This is a genomic window from Erysipelothrix sp. P66 (assembly GCF_038682365.1).
In the GTDB taxonomy this organism is placed as follows: Bacteria; Bacillota_I; Bacilli_A; order Erysipelotrichales; family Erysipelotrichaceae; genus Erysipelothrix; species Erysipelothrix piscisicarius.
The window spans coordinates 1260158-1280928 of the sequence record NZ_CP152290.1 but is presented as its reverse complement, the minus strand read 5'-3'; the positions used below and the strand labels follow the sequence as shown (position 1 = coordinate 1280928).

The window sequence follows — 20771 nt, the reverse complement described above, 5'->3', positions numbered from 1 at the left end:
TTACTAAATTCCTGATATGCAAATTGTAATGAATAGAGAGGTTCTTAATTTAACTTATTGAATTATGATTGTGATCTTAAGAATCCATAAAAAATAACCTATTGTTTCAAACACTAGGTCCTAATATCAAACCTAGAATGTTTTTTAGTATTAGTGTACTATTAATGTAAGTATAAAATAGCAATATATAAGAAAGAAGAGGGAAATTATGAAAATAACGCCAGAATCAAAACCTGTATCTGAAATCTTCTCAATTGAAGGAAGAACACAATATAGGATTCCTATCTATCAAAGAAGTTACTCATGGCATCCGTCTAATATCGAAGATCTTTTTAATGATATTATAAATGAAGGAATGGGATATTATATTGGTAATATCCTGGTCACAGAGAATGAAGATGTTACTTCAGCAAAATCTGGTAGTAAGATATATTACGTTGTTGATGGCCAACAAAGATTAACAACAATTGGATTATTTTTTTTAGCAACATATGAATTTATTGCTAGTCAGTATGATAATTCGACTCCTTATTATGAGGACTGTATTGGTATAAAAAATGATATAAAAAGAAAACTCCTTTTCGAAGATGAATCGACAAAACTAGAGCTTCTAGAAAAAGATCAAGAGGTCTATGAAAATTTTCTAGGGATAATGTGTGATAAAAAAACCGGGAGATATGGAAATAGAGTTTTTGCGAAACGATATAAGTATATTCTAGAATTATATGAAGAGCAGTTTAAGGATTCTAAAGAACTAATCGATTTTTATAGTAAATTAAATCAACTGGAGCTTCTAAGAATTGTAGCTGAAAATATTTCCGATGCATTTACTGTTTTTTCGTCTATTAACGCAAAAGGTTTGCCCTTAACCTTAATTGATTTGATGAAATCGAGTTATCTAGGTGAAGCTACAAAGGCTGGGGTGACACAAAATGAGTCGATGCAAAATTGGGATGATTTAGTGTCTATTTTTTCTGATGAGACTGATAATCCTAATTCATTCGCTATAACGCAATTTTTATTGAATAATTATGACACATTTGAGGGAAAGGCTAGTTCATCAATTACTAAAAATAATGCACTCAAAAAATATCAATCATTATTTAATAAAGATGAGGGTCATAAGTATATTGATACTTTGAAAGAGAATGCGGTTATATTCTCTCATCTCTCTCCTTTAGTAGAACCAAATTCAGGCATTATTTTTGATGCAACGATTAATAAAAACTTAGAAGCACTAAAAAAATTAGATAGCTCTCAATCTTATCCGTTAACTCTATATATTTTGAAAAATAGCAAGCATAAAAATGATAAGTTCTCAAATAAAGTTATTAATGATATTTTAGAAATTCTAATTAAATTTTTTATAAGAAGAAATATTGTTCTCAAGCCTAAAGCATCAAATATTAGATCCAAAATATTAGAAATCATAAGGTTGCTTGAGGGAGAAGAAGGAATAAATCCTATAGAAATTGTGAAAGAAAAGTTAGAATCGATAAGCGTTTCGGATAAAGAATTTGAAGTTGCATTAATGGATGGAGTTTATGATGTATCTTCACAGACTGTCAGATATATTTTTATAGACTTTGAGAGAAAATACGGTAAAAATTATTTTAGTAAACAGAATCCAGATAGTTTAGATGAATACAAAGTTACGACTGGTACAAAAAAAATACCTGTGTGGACCTTGGAACACATACTTCCAACGACTGAAAATCTTAAGTATGGATGGCCAGAAATGATTTCTCCAGATAACATAGATCAAGCCGGTTATCTTCAAGATATTCATAAACATAAGCTTGGAAATCTTACACTCACTGGCTATAATTCTGAAATGAGTGATAAGTCTTTTATGGACAAGCGTGATTACATTACTCCAGGATCAAATAAAAATTATGCGGGGTTAAGAACTCCATTGTTTATTAATGAATCAATCCCTGATAAAGAAAAGAACGAGACGATTGAAACAAAAGATACTTGGACCGTGGCAGATATCGAAAGAAGAACGAAAGTACTTGTTGAGTTAGCGTTAGAGAATTATAAAATTTAGAGAAATATAGATACTTAAAACCCAGTTAAAATATTAACTGGGTTTTTGATTGAAAATTACATATTATTTGAATTACTTCATTTGTTCGGTAAGGTCGATAATTTCATCAATCATCGCACCAATATGCTCTATTGTATGACGGAGCGGTGCATCGGTTGAAAGATCAACATCTACCATTTGTGCCAGTTCCAGCGGCGTTTTGGTTCCACCAGCTTTTAAAACATCTTTCCATCGTTCGATATCTAAAGTACCGTTCAAGACTTTTTGACTGACTTCAGTTGCGATGGTTAATCCAGCACTGTAAGTGTATGGGTATAGTCCCATATAGTAATGTGGTTGACGCATCCATGTGAGTTCCACATTAGGATTAATCGTGACAACATCACCCCAAAACGCTTCAAGTACCGATCGTTTCATCGCATTAAGTCCTGCAGTTGAAAGTGGTTTACCGGCATCAACGGCACGGTATACTTCACGCTGATAGGCAGCTTCAAGGAGGTGGGTAACAAAATTATGATAGTAGGTACGGCTGATCATCGTTGATAATACCCAACGTTTAAAGCGGGGATCATCCGATTGTGTCGTAAGATGATTTGCCATGATGAGTTCATTCATCGTTGAGGGTGCCTCGATAAAGTATAGAGAAGGGCGTGTATCATAAATATTCTGATTTTGTCCGGCAAGGTAGAAATGACCTGCATGTCCTAACTCATGAGCTAAGACAAAGACTTCACGCATACGTTCAGTCCAACTAATGAGAACATAAGGATGTGCACCATATGGACTTGAACAGAATGCCCCGGTTGATTTTCCAATATTTTGTGGGAAATCAATCCAACGTTCATCAAATGCTCGATTTACCATGGCGAGATAATCTTCACCAAGAATGCTTAACCCTTCAAGTAATTTCTCGCGCGATGCTTCAATTGAAATATCGGGTTCAAACCCTGGATCTAATGGCATGAGTAAATCATAAAATGACATCGTATCCAAACCATGAACAGATTGGAGTAATTGCGCGTATTTACGCATATGTGGTGCAAGATGTTCAGTAATCAAATCAATTTGACGATCATACATATCTCGTGATACTTCTTGATCGAAGAGCAGATAATCGATGACTGAATCGAATCCCTTAAGGGTTGCAAGTGCTTTTTCCTTAAGAACTTGGGTTTGATACACTTCTGCGAAGGTATGTTGGTACTCCGCAAGTTTTCCATAGAACTCTTCAAATGCCTTATGACGTACATCGTGGTCAATTTCATATTCCCACTCGCCTTCAAAAAGGACAAAACTGTTTGGGTATGATTTGCCATTGACTTCAAAATCATCAAAACTCATATCTTGAAGTTTACCACGATTATAGATGCTGTAAGGAGCATCCAATGCAGCATTTAATGCGGTAACAGCGGCTTCTACCTCAGGTGAAAGCGCATGTGGTTTTTCACGAAGAATTTGTTTTAAGAACCCTTTACTAAAATCGTTGAGTTGTACTGCATTTTCGAGTGTTTCACTGTCGTTTCCCGAAATTTCAGATGTAAAGAACGCTAACTTATTTGAAATTTCAGTAGTACGAATTGCATAAAGACCATAACGTTGAATTGTCTCTTCATTGGATTGATCCGCAGAAGCACTGAGGCTGTTGTAAGTGCCTAGGTGCACCATTTTCTCATACATTGGTGCATAGACACCCAATGCTTCAACAATATTCTCAGGTGTGTTTAATTGCCCTTTATAAGTTGAGACAAATGTATCCACTTCTTTCTCAAGTGAATCAAATGTTCGATTGTAGTCATCTTCAGTTTTAAAAAGACCCCGTAAATCCCATGTATGTTCAGGATTCACATCACTACGGTGTACTAATTTTTGTGCCATAAAAAACCTCCTAATTTTGACTATTATATCAAAATTCGACGGAAATAAGAAAAAAGATGAGTGAAATCCTCATCCTTTTGGTATATAATTCATCACTTTATGATTTCGGTACAGTTCAAAAATAGACTTACGCGTGTTTGTGGCTTCACGAATGTCAGAACCCTTATCAATGAGTAATCCGAACACACGACGAATATCTTCTTCAAATTCATAATCAACAATTCCCAAATCAATATTAATCACATCCAAAACAGCTCGCATAAGAGGCGTATTTCCAAATGAATCTTGACCATGGATATCCGCGCCTTCATCAAGCAAGAGTTTAAGACAAGCAAGATGCTTGTCGAAAAGAACCCCATCGTTTTTAGGGCCATCTCGTTGAGGTCGGGGATAACGTGAATGATTCAAGGCTTCACTAATGGCAACGTGTAAAATGGGTTGTTGCCAATGTTCGAGTTCACCTTGAACCATAAAGTTAACATTATCCTTTGTTTCAATAATTAACTGAGCAATTTCAAGACGACTGTTTTGAATTGCTTCTTGTAGTGGGGATTGCAAACGATCACCTGAAGGGTGAGATACGACGTGTGGGTCGTTGATAAGGATTGTCTGAACTGAATCAATGTCATTATGATGAATTGCTTCGATCAATTCATTCAAAATATCAATCCTTTCTGACTTAATCATAGCACACTTCTAGGTTTAAACCAAAAAACACCCTCCACGATGGAAGGTGTTGGTTTGTATTTAGTTGTTTTTATTATTGGTGTAATCGATATACATTAGGGCTAGTTTATGAATGATGATTACAATTGGAATGGCAACAATTAGCAAGATTGCTGTAAACTGTGCATGTTCTGGACTGAGTGGTTGTAGTTCCAAGAGTGGCCAGAAGAGTTTGGTTGCAAGCCCAAAACCAATGACATTGATAATAAGAACGATGGTTCGGTATAGGTTGAGTGGCTTATAGATACGGTAGATCATACCGATGGAGACATAACCGTTAATAAAGTACATCATCGTTTGAACAACTTCTGTTGTTAATCCAAAGTGAGTTCCCCAAATATTGAGGAAGAGCCATAAAAGGATAATGGTCATTGCATTTGGGAATGCATGACGTAAGACATGATTGAGGATTCGTTCTTTAGGGCGTTCATAACTTGGCTGAAACAACAACATAAACGAAGGGAATCCATCAATAAACATATTGGTTAAAGTAATTTGGAACGGAATAAACGGAAAGGGAACATTCATAACAACTGCGGTAATCGCAATAAATATGGTTAGAATTGTCCGTAGGTAATACATGGACGCGGAACGGGTGATGTTATTGATCACCATACGTCCTTCCTTCACAACATCTACAAGTGTGGAAAGTTGTCCGTCCATTACAACGATTTGTGAGATATGCAAGGCTGCATCGCTACCTTCTCCCATAGCGATCGAACAATCAGAGTTCTTAAGTGCAAGAACATCGTTAATACCATCACCGGTCATCGCAACTTTCTCCCCATGTTCTTGAAGGATCCGTACAAAATCCAGTTTTTGATTTGGTGTTGCTCGACCAATAACATTGCAATTAAGAATGGCTTCCGTTAAGTCTTCCTCAGTTTTAAGAGATTGTGCGTCCACCACAGTTTGATAGTTTTCGATGCCCGCTTTGCGAGCAATCGCGGCAACGGTTTCTACGTTATCACCTGAGATAACTTTCGCTGTAACATCATTTTCACGGAAGAACTGGATGGCATCGTAAGCGTCATCACGAATTGGATCTTCTAAAGCAATGTAAGCGAGCGGTAAGATTCCCTTAAGCGAACTGTCTTTATGAATGGGTGAAAGCGATTCACAAATCAAGAGAATGCGCGCACCATCTCGTCGCAAGGACTCTACTTTTTCGGGAATCCGTGTTCCTGGTAGTAAAATATCAGGAGCACCAACTAAGACTGCATGATTGTTTGAGAAATTCATCCCTGCCCACTTGCGCGCTGATGAGAACGGGATTTGCTCTACCGCTTGAAGCTGTGTCGGAATGACTTCAAAATAATCCTTAATTGCTGCAGATGTAGCATTGTTATCGTTTGAATTTTCAATATATGAACTCATGTATTCATAAAGGATTTCATCAAGAGTTTCTACATGAATTACTTTCATTACGCCATGAGTTAAAGTTCCTGTTTTATCTAAACATAAGACACTGGATTGCGACAACGTTTCAATTGCGTATAAATCTTGTACAAGAGTTTTCTTAGAACCAAGTTTTAAGACGGCTCCAATAAGGACTAAGGTAGTGAGTAGAACTAAACCTTGTGGTAGCATGCCTAAGAGGGCCGTTGCGGTATTAACGATAACTGAATCAAAAGCTTGTCCTCGAAGTATAAGCCCTTGGTATAGTAAAATGGCACCAATGGGAATGATAAAGAAACTTGTAATTTTTGTAACAGTTTTAAATGTTTTGAGAAGTTCTGACGAAATAACACGATTTGTTTTGACCGCAGAAGTTACTTTAATTGCATAGTTATCTTTTCCAACATGGATAATCTCTGCATAACATGCACCACTAACAATAAAACTTCCCGATAGAATTTCCGCATCAATTGATTTATCTACTGGATCAACCTCGCCAGTAAGAAGGGATTCATTGACTTCCACTGCTCCATCCACAATTCGTGCATCAGCACTAATTTGATTTCCAGCTTCATAATAGACTAAATCACCAAGGACAATTTCTTCGTTATCCAGTTCAAGGCGTTTACCATCACGAATAACTGTTGTTTTTGGAGAGATAATGATATTGAGTTTACTGATTAAATTTCGTGATCGTATTTCCTGAAAAATAAACATAAATGTATTGGAAATAATAACACCCATAAAAAATAAACTCGTCCATGCTTTTACATATACAAGTGCGGATGCGATAATAATGTTATATAAGTTAAAAAGCGTAAATACATTACTTATAATGATTTGCGCATTTGTTTTAATTTCGGGTTTGGGAAGGCGGTTAATCTTACCTTCCAGAGTTAGTTGTTTTACTTGCTGTGTCGTTAGACCTTTTTTATTTTGCATAGCGATACTCCGTAATCTATTTATAACTATAAATTTATTCGAAAGAAAAATCAACACTATACTAGTGTTATAGTACAAAGTATACATCATAATTTTGAACTTATGACGAAAGTTACAATTTTGTTACATAACCGGGATATTTTGATACACTAGTATAAGAGATATGGAGGGGATAAAAGATGAAAAAAATCGCAATTATTGGTGGTGGCATTGTAGGTTCTACAGCTGCCTATTATTTAAGTAAACATGGAAACCACGTTACCCTATATGATGACCCAACGGGCCAAGCAACCAAAGCAGCAGTAGGGATTATTTGTCCTTGGGTTAGCCAACGTCGCAACCAGGAATGGTATCAACTTGCACGTGAAGGGGCAGCATTCTATCAAAGATTAAATAAGGACCTCAATGATACATCCTATTATCGTCAAAGCGGCGCACTTATAACACATGATAAATTATTAGATAAGCTCTATAACATTGCGTTACAACGTCGCATCGACGCACCTGAGATGGGGGAAGTGGAAATTTTAGAAGGCGAAGCACTGCAAGAAAAGTTACCGCCCTTTATTCAATGTGATCGAGCACTTTATGTTTCAGGTGGAGCACAGGTCGATGGCTTAAAACTGATCGAGACATTACAGAAAGAAGCTGAGAGTTTAACGGTAATCAATAAGCGCGTCTATTGGTCACGTCAAGAAGATCGACTTATCGTTGATGGTCAAGCTTATGATGCAGTTATCCTTGCTTGTGGGGCTTGGTTACAAGAACAATTTCCAAATAAGGAACTCAGTGTGAAACCGCAAAAAGGACAACTTATAGAATTCAAGAATATCCTCGAACCCAATCATAACTATCCCGTATTTATGCCACAGGGAGAAATTGACTTTCTTTATGGAAATCAAGGACAATTAGTCATTGGTGCAACCCATGAAAATGAAAAAGGATTTAATCTAGATATTGATCCGAATTCAAGTGAATATCTCAAAAATGAGGCGAAGAAACACTTTCCAGAAATAGATAGACTTGAAATTGATCACGTACGCGTAGGAACACGCGCAGTGAGTTTGGATTTTAGTCCTTTCTACGGGGAAGTAGAGGGTGAACCGGGTGTATATCAAGCAAGTGGATTGGGGTCATCAGGACTGACTACTGGGGTTGCTATAGGTTTTAAAATTGCACAAAGTATTATTAAAAGTGATAAACTATAAATAAATATGGGGGAATAAATATATGGAACTAGCAGTATTACTCAAAGGTAGTTTAGAAACATCATATTTAGATAACACGCTCTTATCAAATGAAAAACTACTAACAAACTTACTAATAAATGATTATAGACGTGGTGAAAAAGTTTTAACGTCAATTCAAAAAGAACTTTTAAGTTGCAATGAATTTAAGATAACCGTTGCATTTGTAACTGAAGGGGGTTTAAGCATCCTTGCTAATCAAATGTTGCATTGCATAGAACATAATATTAAAGGAAAAATAATAACCTCATCCTATCTTTTTTTTAATAGTCCACGTGTTTTTAGAAAACTACTTTCATATCCGAATCTAGAAGTTCGGGTACATGAGCATAAACCCCTCCATTCAAAAGGTTATATTTTCCATCATGAAGGATATTCTAATCTAATTGTAGGGAGTTCAAACCTAACGCAAGGTGCATTAACAACAAATAACGAGTGGAATATCAAGTTGAGTTCACTTGAAGATGGAAAAATATATAGGGATTCTATTGATGAGTTTGATTACTTATGGAATAATTCTACTCATCTATCCAACACATGGATCGACGCATATGAGAAAAAGTACTATGTGCATCAACAGATTAAAGAGAAAATAGAAGATCTAAATCAATTATCTGAGACAATAAAGCCAAATCAGATGCAAAGTGAAGCGTTAGAAAATCTTCGACAGTTAAGAATATCTGGTGCATCTAGAGCACTTGTGATTTCAGCTACTGGTACGGGAAAAACATTTTTGGCGGCTTTTGACGTTAAAGCAATGAAACCTAAGAGAATGTTGTTTATCATTCACAGAGAACAAGTAGCAAGAGATGCTATGGATACATTTAAATCGATCATTGATAATAGAACGATGGGTTTATATACCGGAAATTATAAGGACGATCAGTTTGATTATTTGTTTACGACCATTCAGACGATTTCAAAACCACAAACACTCAAGAATTTTAAGGTAGATGATTTCGACTATATTGTCATTGATGAAGCGCATCGTTCCGCAGCGAATACGTATATCAATGTTATGGAATACTTTAAACCTAAGTTTATTTTAGGAATGACCGCAACGCCTGAGCGAGGTGATTCTTTAAATATTTTTGAGTTGTTTGACTATAATATTGCATATGAAATACGTCTTCAAAAGGCTCTCGAAGAGAATATGTTAGTGCCATTCCATTATTTTGGTATTACAGATTTGAAAATCGATGGAGAAATTATTAATGATCATAGCCAGTTTGGGCAATTGGTTTCAGATGACCGTATCGAGCATATTTTAAAGTATACAAAGTACTATGGACATTGTGGTAATAAGCTTAGAGGACTGATGTTTTGTAGCACAAATGATGAGGCATCTGAATTGTCAAAAAAATTGAATACGCGGGGACTTAGAACTATTTCACTTTCTGGAAAAAATTCCCAACAAGAGCGAGAAAATGCGATCATACGTCTCACTTCTGATGATGGCGATCTAGATTATATTTTAACGGTAGATATATTTAACGAGGGAATTGATATTCCGGAGATCAATCAGATCGTAATGCTTCGTTCGACGGAGTCAGCGATTGTATTTATACAACAACTTGGTCGAGGTCTTCGATTATCAAAAAATAAAGATTATGTTGTTGTAATTGATTTTATCGGTAATTATTCTAATAACTATATGATTCCAATAGCGTTATCAGGAAATCAAAGCTATTCTAAGGATGAAATTAAGAAGTATCTAATTGGTGGAAAGAGCACGATTCCAGGCAGTTCAACAGTCGAATTTGATAAAACTGCATTGACCCAAATCTATAAAACAATTGATAGTACAAACTTTTCGGCGACGAAGCATTTGCGGTTAGAATATAATAACTTAAAGTATAGACTCGGTAGAGTTCCGGCACTACAAGAATTTATTACTGAAAAATCGATAGATCCTCAATTATTTATCAAATCGTCTCTATATGGAAACTATTTCACGTTCCTTAAGAAAATTGATAAGACATACGAAGGAATACTTTCCGATTATGAAATTGGAATCTTAACCATGTTATCAAAGGAAATATCATCTGGAAAAAGAGATACTGAATTAAGAGTTCTCGAGAAAATATTAAATAAGGGAACCATAAATGACAAGATGGTTCGAGATGTTTGCAGGAGTGAACTTGAGTATGATTCTACGATAAATATGTTGCAGTTAGGTTTTGTAAAGTCTGATCTATTTATGAAGTATGGTGCCAAGCCAATCATTATTGAAAAAAACAATAATTGGTCTTTGAATGCTGAATTAAGATCCTCAGAAAATCTGGGTACCCTATTCTTTCACTTAAGAGGGATTATCGATTTGGGTTTAGTTAATTATCGTGAAAAATATATAGAAAGAAATATTGAATCCGGTATGGTTTTATATGAACGATATACACGTAAAGACATGTGTTGGTTATTTAATTGGAAAAAGGATTCATCTGCTGCTGTTTATGGGTATATGGTGAAGAACAATACAATTCCAATTTTTGTTACTTATCATAAAGACAATAAAATTGATGAATCGATTCGTTATGATGACAAATTCATTGATCAAAATACATTTAGTTGGATGAGCAGAAACAATGTCAGAATTACTGGACCGGAAATTGAAGCGATAAAAAATTTCAAAAAAAATAATACACTTATCTCATTATTCGTAAAAAAAGAAGATTCCGAGCAGGGACAATTTTTCTATTTAGGCGAAATGGAACCGATAAAAATTTCAGAAACTACCATAACAGCCAAAAATAAAGTGTTACCGATCGTAAATGTTATTTTTAAGATGAAAAAGAGCGTTAGACAAGATATTTACTCTTATATTACAGATTTTTAAGCGAAAAAAAAACGGAACAATAATTCCGTCTTTTTTTTATCGTTTAAATACCACCTTATTCGCTACTTGCACAAAGATTGTTTCCGCAATCTCAGATTGTCCATCCCACATGACAGTGATGATATTTTCGGTGTTGTCAGGGGCTGTTTGGCTAAAGGTCCACTGTGTGTCGCTGTCCTTGTAGATTTTAATTTGTTCATCTTGATTTACGGAGTATCCATAATCGGAAAATTTACCGGTAACGTAGGTAACGATAAATGGATGGTTAATTGATGATTTGTCCGTGATGAGTGTGGGTGTTTGGTGGGTAGCCTGGCATCCAATTAAAACTGCAAACAATAAGAACAGGAGTGTGATTTGATTGCCTTTCCTCATAGATCTCATCCTTTCTTGAGAAAGAATACCATACCAATATGAAAATTAAATATGGGGGTTATGAAATCTGTGTGTTCAAATTTGGTGGAAATTGTGAGCATAAAACTTTTATGAAAATTAGATAAAATAAAGGTGAATATGGACTATATATTCGGCGATTTGTGTTTCTTTACACGCAACATGATATAATACTATAAATGAATAGGGGGTTCTTGTATGATACGTATTGTCCTATGTGACGATGATAATGCTATTATCGAAAAGTATCGTTACTTAATTAAGCGTTATGCAATGTCACGAGGGGTTGAGGTGGAGTTGAGCTCGTTTTCTCGTGGTGAAGATTTAATTTTTGAATTAACGGATCATTATGAAGAACCAGATATAATCTTTCTGGATGTTTTTATGGATGAACTAAATGGTGTAGAGGTTGCGAAGCAAATCCGTGCGATGGGTTATAATTCGCAAATTATTTTTCTAACCTCGTCATCTGATTTTGTTTTTGATGCCTTTGATGTGGGCTCATTCAATTATCTCATAAAGCAGGATACCGATGATACTCGTTTTCGTACCGTATTAGGACAAGCTTTGACACAGATTGATAAACGGTCGGGAGATTTTTTTGATTGTAATTTTGGGGCGGAGTCTCGTCGCATTCCCTTTAAAGATATTTCTCACTTTGAAATATATCGTCGTGTGATGCGTGTCCATTTCAACAAAGATGAATATTTTGATTTTTATGAAACGATGGATCGACTCACTACACGTTTGGCGAATCGAAATTTTGTTCGGGTTCATCGTTCGTACCTGGTTAATTTAAACCATATCGTGCTCTTTAAAAATCAATCGTTACGTCTTGAAAATGGTGAAGAGTTACCGATTGGAAAAGCTTATCAAAGTGATGTGAAGCAGAGTTTTAATGACTTTGTAGAGAAAAACTGGGATTAGCGCATGATGTATCTGATACTCGCAATTACCTCTACGATTACCTACTATTTCTATACCTATCTGTCTGTATACTTTCTAAAAGATCATGCAGAAATGCGATCTTACGGAAATATCTCACTCGGTATTTGTATGGTAATGAGTTCTATGTTGGTTTTATTTTCACGACAATTTGTTTTTGAAACTTATATTAGCTATCTCTTTATGCTTTTAGTTATGTTTATTAGTTTTAAGATTATATATAAAATATCAAGCACGTTGGCTGCGTATGCGACGGTGCGTCATGTCTTTTACTTCTATACTGTACGTGGTTTTGTATTTGGGATGTATTCACTTCTATCTGGAATCCCAATTCGTCTTATTGCATCGGGATCGATGAGTGATATGATCAGTTTTCAAACCACATGTATTTTTGTCATTATTTTGTTTCTTATGCTCCAACGCTATTCTGTTACGACAGCGCGAATTCAAGCGTTGTTTCGCAATACGGATCAGGTTTTATTTGTGACCGTGACAAAGTTATCTTTGGGATTTTATTTGACCATTGTCGGGTTTGGAAGTCGCTATACTGCCAATGATCAATGGTTTACGTTGATGTATCTTTTTACATGTGTTGTGGTTATGGGGGTTGCGGCAATTGTTGTGGCGAACTCCGTACGATCATGTGAAGCCTTGGAATACGAAAAGCAAACCGTAGCCCTACAAAAACAACTGGATATGCAAGTAAAGCATTATAAGTCGTATCAAGTGTATACGCAGTCTTTTCGAGAGTTTCGTCACGATTATAAAAATACCTTATCCACCATTAATGCGTTGTTGAGGAAAAATGATTATGAGACGGCGATTCATATTTTGGATGAGATGGGTGTACAAATGTCAGATGGCTTAACTACGCATCCAACTTATTCAAACGATAGTTTGTTGGATGCGATTATGCAGGAGTTCGCGAATACGTGTAATAATGAAGGCATAACCTTTGAGTGTATGCTTTATTGGGATCAAACGGTTGCGTTAACAGAACTCGAGGTCGTTCGTATCTTTACAAATCTGCTTAAAAATGCGCATGAGGCGACGCTTATGCTTCCTGAAGAACAACGGTTTATCAAGGTTAAATCGAAGCTTCGGGATCATTGGATCGATGTGATGATTTCAAATCGTTTTGATGGCAATTATCACGAGAATCTGGAGAGCACAAAAACCACGGATAAAGGTTCTCGTGGTCTTGGATTTAAGATTGTTCGTAAAACCATTGAACAACTTGGTGGGGTAGCGAATTGGTCGGTCGATGGCGATGTTTTTAAAGTTGTAATGAATTTTCCTCGCGATCATACAACAGAAGCATAAAAAGAAAACACTTCCTTGGAAGTGGAGTTGTCAAACAAAAGTAGACATTAATAAAAGACTAGAAACCCTTATCCATTTTATATTGGATAGGGGTTTTGTAATTTAAACAGTAAGCAGGTCTTTCAAAATTGAAATAATGTACATATTCTTCGATAAAATTTTCAAAGTTATCTACGGACCAGTATTGATAATCACACGCCATTTCTGCTTTAATCCATCCATTTAATGATTCGATAATTGGATTATCTGTAGGTGTTCCAGCTCGCGACATAGATCTAATTATGTTATAATTTTCATGCGCTTTAGCGAAAGCTTTAGAGTGGTAGACAGCTCCTTGATCTGTGTGAAGAATCGTGGGAGCTGTTTTTTTATTATCCTTAAGTAGCGCAAGGAGATCCTCGAGACACTTGTAGTAAGGCTTAGGATCACCAGTTGTACGCGATAATGCAGAACTTATAATTTCATTGTTGAAAGTATCAACCATTAAAGTCCATTCATAATTAATCCCTTTGTTTCGAATATGTGTCATATCTGAAACAATAATTTCTAAAGGTTTGGTTGCCTTCCATTGATTCTTTATAATATTAGGATAAATTCGACTTTGTGTTCCAGGTTTTTTATAGGAATAGTGTTTAACTTTTGATTTAATATTTAAAAACTTGCAACACTTGTGGATTAAATTATCGGAAAATTCAATCCCTAAATCACTTTGCTTTCTCATGACTGCAGCGATATCATGATAACCATAACTTGGAAAACGGCGATGCCAGTCTTTAATCACAAAGCTAAGAATCGCTCTTTTTTGTTCATAAATATTGAGATCATCCTTATGCTTTAACCACTTGTAATAACCAGATCGGTTCAAATTCATAAATCTAAGAATGAACGTAATCGGATGTTTAAAAGATAAGTCATGTGCTATTTGGAATTCTTGTCTTTTAAAGTAACGAACTCCTTGTTTACACCAACTCCTTTCACCTGGTACCCTTTTTTTAATCGTGCAATCTCAATATCTCGTTTTAGAATTTCGAGTTGAAGTCGTTCGATCTCAGTTAATGATTTACTCGTATGAAGCGCAGAAAAATGATTTCCTGTCTTTTTCTTGTTTTTTAAACCCTCTTTACCATCGCGCATGAATCGATCAATCCAACCATTAATCGTTCCTTTAGGTATTCCTGTTTCTTGTGATAGTTTCGCAGCACTTATATGTTCATCAATATGACGTGTAACGACTTTAATACGATCCTCATAAGTCCATTTATTATTTAATCCACCTTTGGGTCTTCCCATCATTAATACCTCCGTTTTATCTCTGATTTTATTATTACACAAAAAAAGTAGACAAGTCTTTTTTACTTGTCTACTTTTAGTTTACTACTCCACTTGGAAGGAAGTGTTTTTCTTTTATCAAATCTCAACCGCACCACTTTTACTTTTATTAAAGTCTATCTCATAGGCCGTTTTGAAGTCAAATATTTTTCGCGGCATTGAGTTAATTTTGAAGCAAATATCATCAAGATATTGTTGCGCTATATCATACATTGATTTTCCTTTTGGTATAAACCTTCTCACGATTGCATTCGCTCTTTCATTGGTTCCACGTTGAAAAGAACAGTATGGATCACACTTATATAGTTTCACACCCAACCGCTTGGCTGTAATCCCTAATGTTTTAAATTCAAGTCCATTATCTACTGTTATCGATTTCGTTGTTATATTATTCTCTTCAATAAATTTTCGAATTAAGTTTGATGTGTAATAGTCATATCGATATTCTGCTTTAATAAGCCAGGTCATTCTTGAGCAGCGGTCTACAATGGATATAATCGCTGCAGATTCATGTTTCTTACCGATTATAGAATCGATTTCGAGATGGCCAATCTCGTTACGTTTCTCAATGTATTTAGGTCTAAGGCTAATTGGAAGTACTGTTTTCTCTTCCAAGTTCCATCTCAAGTGATTCATCATTCCACTAATTCTCTTTTTACGTTTTCGACGTTTATAGCACATTTTATTTGGTTTTATATCAAGTTTACCTTGATTAATCCAGTTATAGACTTGCTGCGATGAAACACACGGTTTATATGGATGATATCGTTTATAGTTACTCAAGCATACTTCTACCGAATGAACTTTAGGATCATAGTGAGAATGCAGATATTCGATTAGGTGGGAATATTTTTCTCGAATATCAATCGTTCGTTTCTTATAGACATTATTTTTATATCTAGAAATCGTAGAATGAGATATATTGAGTTTACGTGCTGCCTTGCGCATAGAGTAGCCGATGCTTAATAGAATATCAATTTGGTCTTTCATTTTTTTATCTAATTGTTTATACTTCATATGGGAGCTCCTTTTAGTCGGGTGGGCTCCTTTTATTATACAAAAACAACCGCACCTTGGGTGGTGCGGTTGAGATTTGAATTTAGGAAAACACTTCCTTGGAAGGAAGTGTTTTTTTTATTGATTATGGCCAAAGCTGGATGCATTATTTTGGGGATTGCGTTGGTCAAGATCTTTTTGGAGCAGGACGCTGGCACGTTTGATGGAATGGTGGCCAAATCGTTCTCGTATCGTGTCGAGGGTTTCATCAAGCTCGGTTATGGGTTCATCAAAAAGTGAAAGCTGAATGGGTTGGCAGGTAGAGACGAGGTCACTTAATGTGATGGTGATGCTGCGAAGTGGTTTGTTTTGGTCCCAATATTTCTCAACTAAAAAGAGGGATTCATTAACAATTTGTTGTACCGTATTGATGGGTTGATTCAGCTTTTTTTGTCTGGATAGGGTTTCAAGTTTGTGATCACGAATACTGATGCGAAGGACACTGCCTTTCTTTTCAATTTTACGACACCGACTTGAAACCGATTCAGCCAAGACCAACAATACCCGTTTGACCTCGTCAATGGTCACAAGATCTTGAGGTGTGGTCATGCCATTACCGATTGATTTGGCGGGATCACTGTAGGGGTTAACTTCTGATGAATCCTCACCATTCGCAAAGGCTTTGAGTAAGCTTCCCATCTTCCCAAGATGCGTATGCAGAGTGTTCTCATTTGCACAAGCCAGATCACCAATGATTCGAATGCCAATCTGATTAAGACTTTTTTGAGTGCTGGGACCAACATATAGAAGTTCTTGAACAGGGAGTGGCCAAATCATTTGCTTCATATGGGACTCCATGAGGATGGTTAGCCCATTGGGTTTTTGGAAATCTGAACCAAGCTTTGCAAAGATTTTATTAAAACTCATTCCAATTGACACCGTCAAGCCGACTTCTGCTTTGATGCGCTTTTGGATTTCCGTTGCGATATCTCCCGGCTTTCCAAATAATAGAATAGAATCGGAGATATCGACCCATGCCTCATCAATCCCAAAAGATTCCACTTTATCGGTATAGGTTCGATAGATGTCTTTGACCTGATTGCTTATCATAAGATAATCTTCATAGGAAGGTGGAACAATCACGAGACCTGGACATTTGCGTCGCGCATCTATAAGTGTCTCTGCCGTTTTAACGCCCTTAGCTTTCGCCAACGGATTACGTGCTAAGACGATGCCATGTCGTTTGGACTCATCGCCACCAACACACATGGGGACATTCGCCAAGGATGGATTTTTTAGTATTTCAATTTGCGCAAAGCAATAGTCAATATCGCAATGAAGAATGTAACGTTGCTTCATAAAGTCACCTCAATAATCTCAGTATAGGGTATTGTGTTGCGTAATTCAATAGAAATACGCAACATTGGGAGTTTTGTTGTATGGGGGTTGCATAATGGGTATAATAGAAAAAAGAGGTGATTGCATGACACTACAAGAACTGATTACGATATTTAGAGCGCGCCACAATCTCTCATTAGAAGAAGTGGGTGATGCGGTGGGTGTGAGCCGGTCGACGGTTTCACGCTGGGAAACGGGAGTTATTAAAAAGATTTCATTAGAAAAGCAGGAACGGTTGTCGCATTTATTTAAAATAAACGTTCCCGATTATTTAGATTATCATTTTTTTAAGCCGGTTTTAGGTGTAGTTAGGGCAGGGTACGATTTGTTAGCGCACCAAGATATAATCGGGTATGAGGAAGTTTCAAAACGTGAATATGATCAAGGCGATTATTTTTTGAAAGTTGTGGGTGATTCCATGACGGGATCACGCATTTATGACGGGGATCTTATTTACGTTAAAAAAACACGAGAAATTGTATCGGGGGATATCGCCGTTGTGTTAATACAGGGCGATGAAGCGACCGTTAAACGTGTTATTTTAAAAGATAATTTGATGATATTAGAGGCTACAAACCCGGACTATCCAACGCGTTATTATAACCCAGAAGAAGTCATGATGTTGCCGGTTGAAATAATTGGGAAAGTCCTAAATGTGCGTGTTGATTTCTAGAAGTAATCCTTCTTATGTAAATAAACGACAACCCCAAGGGTTAAGAAAAAACTAATCATAAATACAATTAGGAGCGCATGAGGGTGGTCTTGGAAAGGGAGATCGATGTTCATGCCGTAAAAACTGGTAATAAAAGTTGGGACTGACAATACGAGTGTAATCGATGTGAGGGTCTGCATTATTTTATTCAATCGATTTGAAAAAAGCGATTCGGACACATCAACAATCGAATTGATGATTTGTTGATACATTTCGATATTTTGAACTAATTGATTCACCTCGATACGAATGTTTGTATATTCCGAAGATCGTTCAGATTGCCAGAGGGGATGTGGTTTTTCTTTCATAATATAATTCGCGACATCACCAATGGCATTAATAGCTGTTTGATAACGAATTAACTTTCGACTTAAACTGAAGAGGGCTTTAATGTTTGCTTTTGTAACCAAATTTTCCATGGTTTCTTCATACTCCGAAAGCTGTGCGTTGATGATTTGAACCATCATTTCATAGTTTTTAAGCGTATGTAAAAGAAGGTCAGTGAGGGTAGCGTGCTGAATGTCTTCGGTTAAAGAAATCGATTCATGACAATAAAGATTATAAACGGTACCCATTTGTTCGATACAAATGGGTTGAATGTTTTCTGGTGAGCTTGGATAATTAAGAATGATATAGAAATTGCCACTTAGAAGACGGATATGAGCCAGTTCCGCTTTATCGGATAACGATTGACGGATATATTCGGGTAATTGAAGCATGTGAGCATCTTGATAGATTATAAGATTCATCGTGAATCCTCCTTGTATAGGTATTATAACACGTGAGAAGAATACGAAATTAAGAAAACCTTAAACTGCTTTAGTGTATAATAGATTTAATTGGAGGACGCATATGTATAAAATCATGATTATTGAAGATAACGATACAATTCGTAATGAACTCAGTAGTTTCTTAAAAAAGAACGGCTATGAGACCACACTCATTACTGATTTTACGAATGTTTTGGATACGTTTAAGCAGGAAGATGTGGATTGTGTACTTCTGGATTTATCTCTTCCTGAAGTTGAGGGACATTATCTTGCGAAAGAAATTCGCAAAATAAGTGAAGTTCCGCTTATTGTTGTTACCAGTCGAAACAGCACCATGGATGAACTGATGTCCATGAATTTAGGGGCTGATGATTTTATTACCAAACCGTATAATTTACAAATTTTGTTAGCGCGATTGCAATCTGTTTTACGACGTGCTTATGAAAAAAATGATACCCCAGTAACTGTTTTAAGAGGGGTTGAGTTAGACATACCGCGCGGAATGGTGCGTTATCAAAATCAAGAGCAAGAACTTACCAAAAATGAATTACGCATTCTATCATTCCTTATTGCAAATAAAGGCAGTATTGTTTCACGACAAGATTTGATGCAATACTTGTGGAATACGGATTGGTTTGTGGATGATAATACATTGACTGTAAATATTAATCGTTTGCGTAAGAAACTTGAAGAAATTGGAATTGTGGATTTTATAGAGACAAAACGTGGTATGGGATATACAATTCATGAAAACTAGAGATTTTTTGATGGATAAAGCGTATCTTATGATCCTCGTTGGAATTTTAGAAGGTGTTGTTTCATTCTTCCTTTTGGCTGTGGGGATTCAGCATGAAATTGTTTGGATTATCATGTTTCTCTTCGCACTGGTGTTGCTTGTGGTTTTAGGGGTTGAATTTTCCCGTAGAAAGCGATTTTATGATGAACTGCTGATGAATTTAGAAGGGTTGGATCAAAAGTACTTGATTACGGAAATGATCCCTGATGGGGAGTTTTTGGATGCAAGGCTTTGGGTTGAGGTTGTAGAAGATCTAAGCAAATCCATGGCAGACCGAGTGAATGAGTATAAACGGCGTCAAGAAGATTACAAAGAATACATTGAGTTATGGATTCACGAAGTGAAAACACCTTTAGCAGGGGCAAAGCTGATTGCTTCAAATAATTCCAATTCAGAAATGGATCTCATAATTCGTGAAATGAACCATGTTGAAGATTACCTGGAACAAGTTCTTTTTTATGCACGGTCAAGCTCACTTGAAAAAGATTATATGATTCAGCCCCTTAATCTCAATACACACATCCGTAATGTCGTTAAAGAACTTGCACCCATCTTTATTCAGCGTAAAATTCAAATCGAGATCCAGGTGACAGAAGAACATGTATACAGCGATTCGAAATGGGTTGAATTTATGATTAAACAAGTCCTATCCAATGCGTTAAAGTATGTGGATGAAGGGTGCGGTCATATTTTCGTATCGACGACCATTCAAGAACATGCCATTACCCTTCAAATCTGTGATAATGGACCGGGAATCCCAACGCAAGACTTAGAACGGGTGTTTGAACGTGGGTTTACCGGAGCGCGCGGACGCCAAAACAAACAAGCGACAGGAATGGGATTGTATCTTGTGAAAATGCTAAGTAATAAGTTGAACTTAGATGTAACTATTGAGAGTCACGAAGGAACCTGTGTTAATTTCGTCTTTCCAAAATCAAAAATGATGTTTAAGTAACCTCGTGAACGAGGTTTTTTTATTTCAAATACACTATAATAAAAGTAAGTGACAATAATGTCATATAACTGTAATGATAA

17 protein-coding genes are annotated in these 20771 nt (G+C 36.2%); 8 read left to right on the top strand and 9 right to left on the bottom strand.

Features of this window, described 5'->3' with window-relative positions; all coding sequences use genetic code 11:
- Positions 1-208 precede the first annotated feature (208 nt).
- Entirely contained in the window at positions 209-2050 is a 1842-nt protein-coding gene (locus AAG186_RS06320; protein WP_342621419.1) for a DUF262 domain-containing HNH endonuclease family protein, read from the top strand.
- Between the two features lie 72 nt (positions 2051-2122).
- Here AAG186_RS06320 and pepF read toward each other — a convergent pair whose 3' ends face one another.
- The 3 genes from pepF to AAG186_RS06305 all read right to left on the bottom strand — a co-directional run bounded on the left by pepF (position 2123) and on the right by AAG186_RS06305 (position 6991).
- Positions 2123-3925 carry an oligoendopeptidase F gene (pepF, locus tag AAG186_RS06315; protein WP_161637298.1) on the bottom strand — a complete coding sequence of 601 codons (1803 nt, stop codon included), beginning with the start codon at positions 3923-3925 and terminating at the stop codon, positions 2123-2125.
- Between the two features lie 69 nt (positions 3926-3994).
- Positions 3995-4612 (bottom strand): ankyrin repeat domain-containing protein, encoded by a 618-nt coding sequence (locus tag AAG186_RS06310; protein ID WP_342621418.1) that lies wholly within the window; start codon positions 4610-4612, stop codon positions 3995-3997.
- Between the two features lie 60 nt (positions 4613-4672).
- On the bottom strand, positions 4673-6991 hold the full coding sequence (locus tag AAG186_RS06305; protein WP_342621417.1) for an HAD-IC family P-type ATPase: 2319 nt from the start codon (positions 6989-6991) through the stop codon (positions 4673-4675).
- A 179-nt stretch (positions 6992-7170) separates the two neighbouring features.
- Between AAG186_RS06305 and AAG186_RS06300 the strand changes: the two genes are divergently transcribed.
- Together AAG186_RS06300 and AAG186_RS06295 are read left to right on the top strand one after the other, a co-directional pair.
- Positions 7171-8199, top strand: coding sequence for an FAD-dependent oxidoreductase (locus AAG186_RS06300; protein ID WP_342621416.1), 1029 nt, complete (start codon positions 7171-7173; stop codon positions 8197-8199).
- Positions 8200-8221: 22 nt separating this feature from the next.
- Entirely contained in the window at positions 8222-11074 is a 2853-nt protein-coding gene (locus AAG186_RS06295; protein ID WP_342621415.1) for a DEAD/DEAH box helicase, read from the top strand.
- A gap of 36 nt (positions 11075-11110) precedes the next feature.
- Here AAG186_RS06295 and AAG186_RS06290 read toward each other — a convergent pair whose 3' ends face one another.
- Entirely contained in the window at positions 11111-11449 is a 339-nt protein-coding gene (locus AAG186_RS06290) for a hypothetical protein (protein WP_164503766.1), read from the bottom strand.
- 216 nt (positions 11450-11665) lie between these two features.
- On the opposite strand from AAG186_RS06290, the gene AAG186_RS06285 reads away from it, so the two are divergent.
- Together AAG186_RS06285 and AAG186_RS06280 are read left to right on the top strand one after the other, a co-directional pair.
- Complete coding sequence (locus tag AAG186_RS06285; RefSeq protein ID WP_161637306.1) at positions 11666-12394, top strand: LytTR family DNA-binding domain-containing protein; 729 nt, start codon at positions 11666-11668, stop codon at positions 12392-12394.
- Positions 12395-12397: 3 nt separating this feature from the next.
- Positions 12398-13735, top strand: a complete 1338-nt coding sequence (locus tag AAG186_RS06280) for a GHKL domain-containing protein (RefSeq protein WP_161637307.1) — start codon at positions 12398-12400, stop codon at positions 13733-13735.
- A 58-nt stretch (positions 13736-13793) separates the two neighbouring features.
- On the opposite strand, the gene AAG186_RS06275 is transcribed toward AAG186_RS06280, so the two are convergent.
- The 4 genes from AAG186_RS06275 to dinB all read right to left on the bottom strand — a co-directional run bounded on the left by AAG186_RS06275 (position 13794) and on the right by dinB (position 17419).
- The gene (locus tag AAG186_RS06275; RefSeq protein WP_275143506.1) at positions 13794-14657 is read right to left on the bottom strand and encodes an IS3 family transposase; all 864 of its coding nucleotides are present in this window, start codon (positions 14655-14657) and stop codon (positions 13794-13796) included.
- Positions 14654-15028 (bottom strand): helix-turn-helix domain-containing protein, encoded by a 375-nt coding sequence (locus AAG186_RS06270; RefSeq protein ID WP_181950053.1) that lies wholly within the window; start codon positions 15026-15028, stop codon positions 14654-14656. The genes AAG186_RS06275 and AAG186_RS06270 overlap by 4 nt, the downstream gene beginning before the upstream one ends.
- A 114-nt stretch (positions 15029-15142) precedes the next feature.
- Complete coding sequence (locus AAG186_RS06265; protein ID WP_342621390.1) at positions 15143-16081, bottom strand: IS30 family transposase; 939 nt, start codon at positions 16079-16081, stop codon at positions 15143-15145.
- 117 nt (positions 16082-16198) lie between these two features.
- The gene (gene dinB / locus AAG186_RS06260; RefSeq protein ID WP_342621414.1) at positions 16199-17419 is read right to left on the bottom strand and encodes a DNA polymerase IV; all 1221 of its coding nucleotides are present in this window, start codon (positions 17417-17419) and stop codon (positions 16199-16201) included.
- A 94-nt stretch (positions 17420-17513) separates the two neighbouring features.
- On the opposite strand from dinB, the gene AAG186_RS06255 reads away from it, so the two are divergent.
- Positions 17514-18131 carry a S24 family peptidase gene (locus AAG186_RS06255; RefSeq protein WP_342621413.1) on the top strand — a complete coding sequence of 206 codons (618 nt, stop codon included), beginning with the start codon at positions 17514-17516 and terminating at the stop codon, positions 18129-18131.
- Here the strand turns inward: AAG186_RS06255 and AAG186_RS06250 are convergent.
- Positions 18128-18919, bottom strand: coding sequence for a CorA family divalent cation transporter (locus tag AAG186_RS06250; RefSeq protein WP_200542724.1), 792 nt, complete (start codon positions 18917-18919; stop codon positions 18128-18130). The genes AAG186_RS06255 and AAG186_RS06250 overlap by 4 nt on opposite strands.
- 103 nt (positions 18920-19022) lie before the next feature.
- On the opposite strand from AAG186_RS06250, the gene AAG186_RS06245 reads away from it, so the two are divergent.
- Together AAG186_RS06245 and AAG186_RS06240 are read left to right on the top strand one after the other, a co-directional pair.
- Positions 19023-19697 (top strand): response regulator transcription factor, encoded by a 675-nt coding sequence (locus tag AAG186_RS06245; protein ID WP_125164250.1) that lies wholly within the window; start codon positions 19023-19025, stop codon positions 19695-19697.
- On the top strand, positions 19687-20691 hold the full coding sequence (locus tag AAG186_RS06240; protein WP_161637311.1) for a sensor histidine kinase: 1005 nt from the start codon (positions 19687-19689) through the stop codon (positions 20689-20691). The genes AAG186_RS06245 and AAG186_RS06240 overlap by 11 nt, the downstream gene beginning before the upstream one ends.
- Positions 20692-20771: the final 80 nt, after the last annotated feature.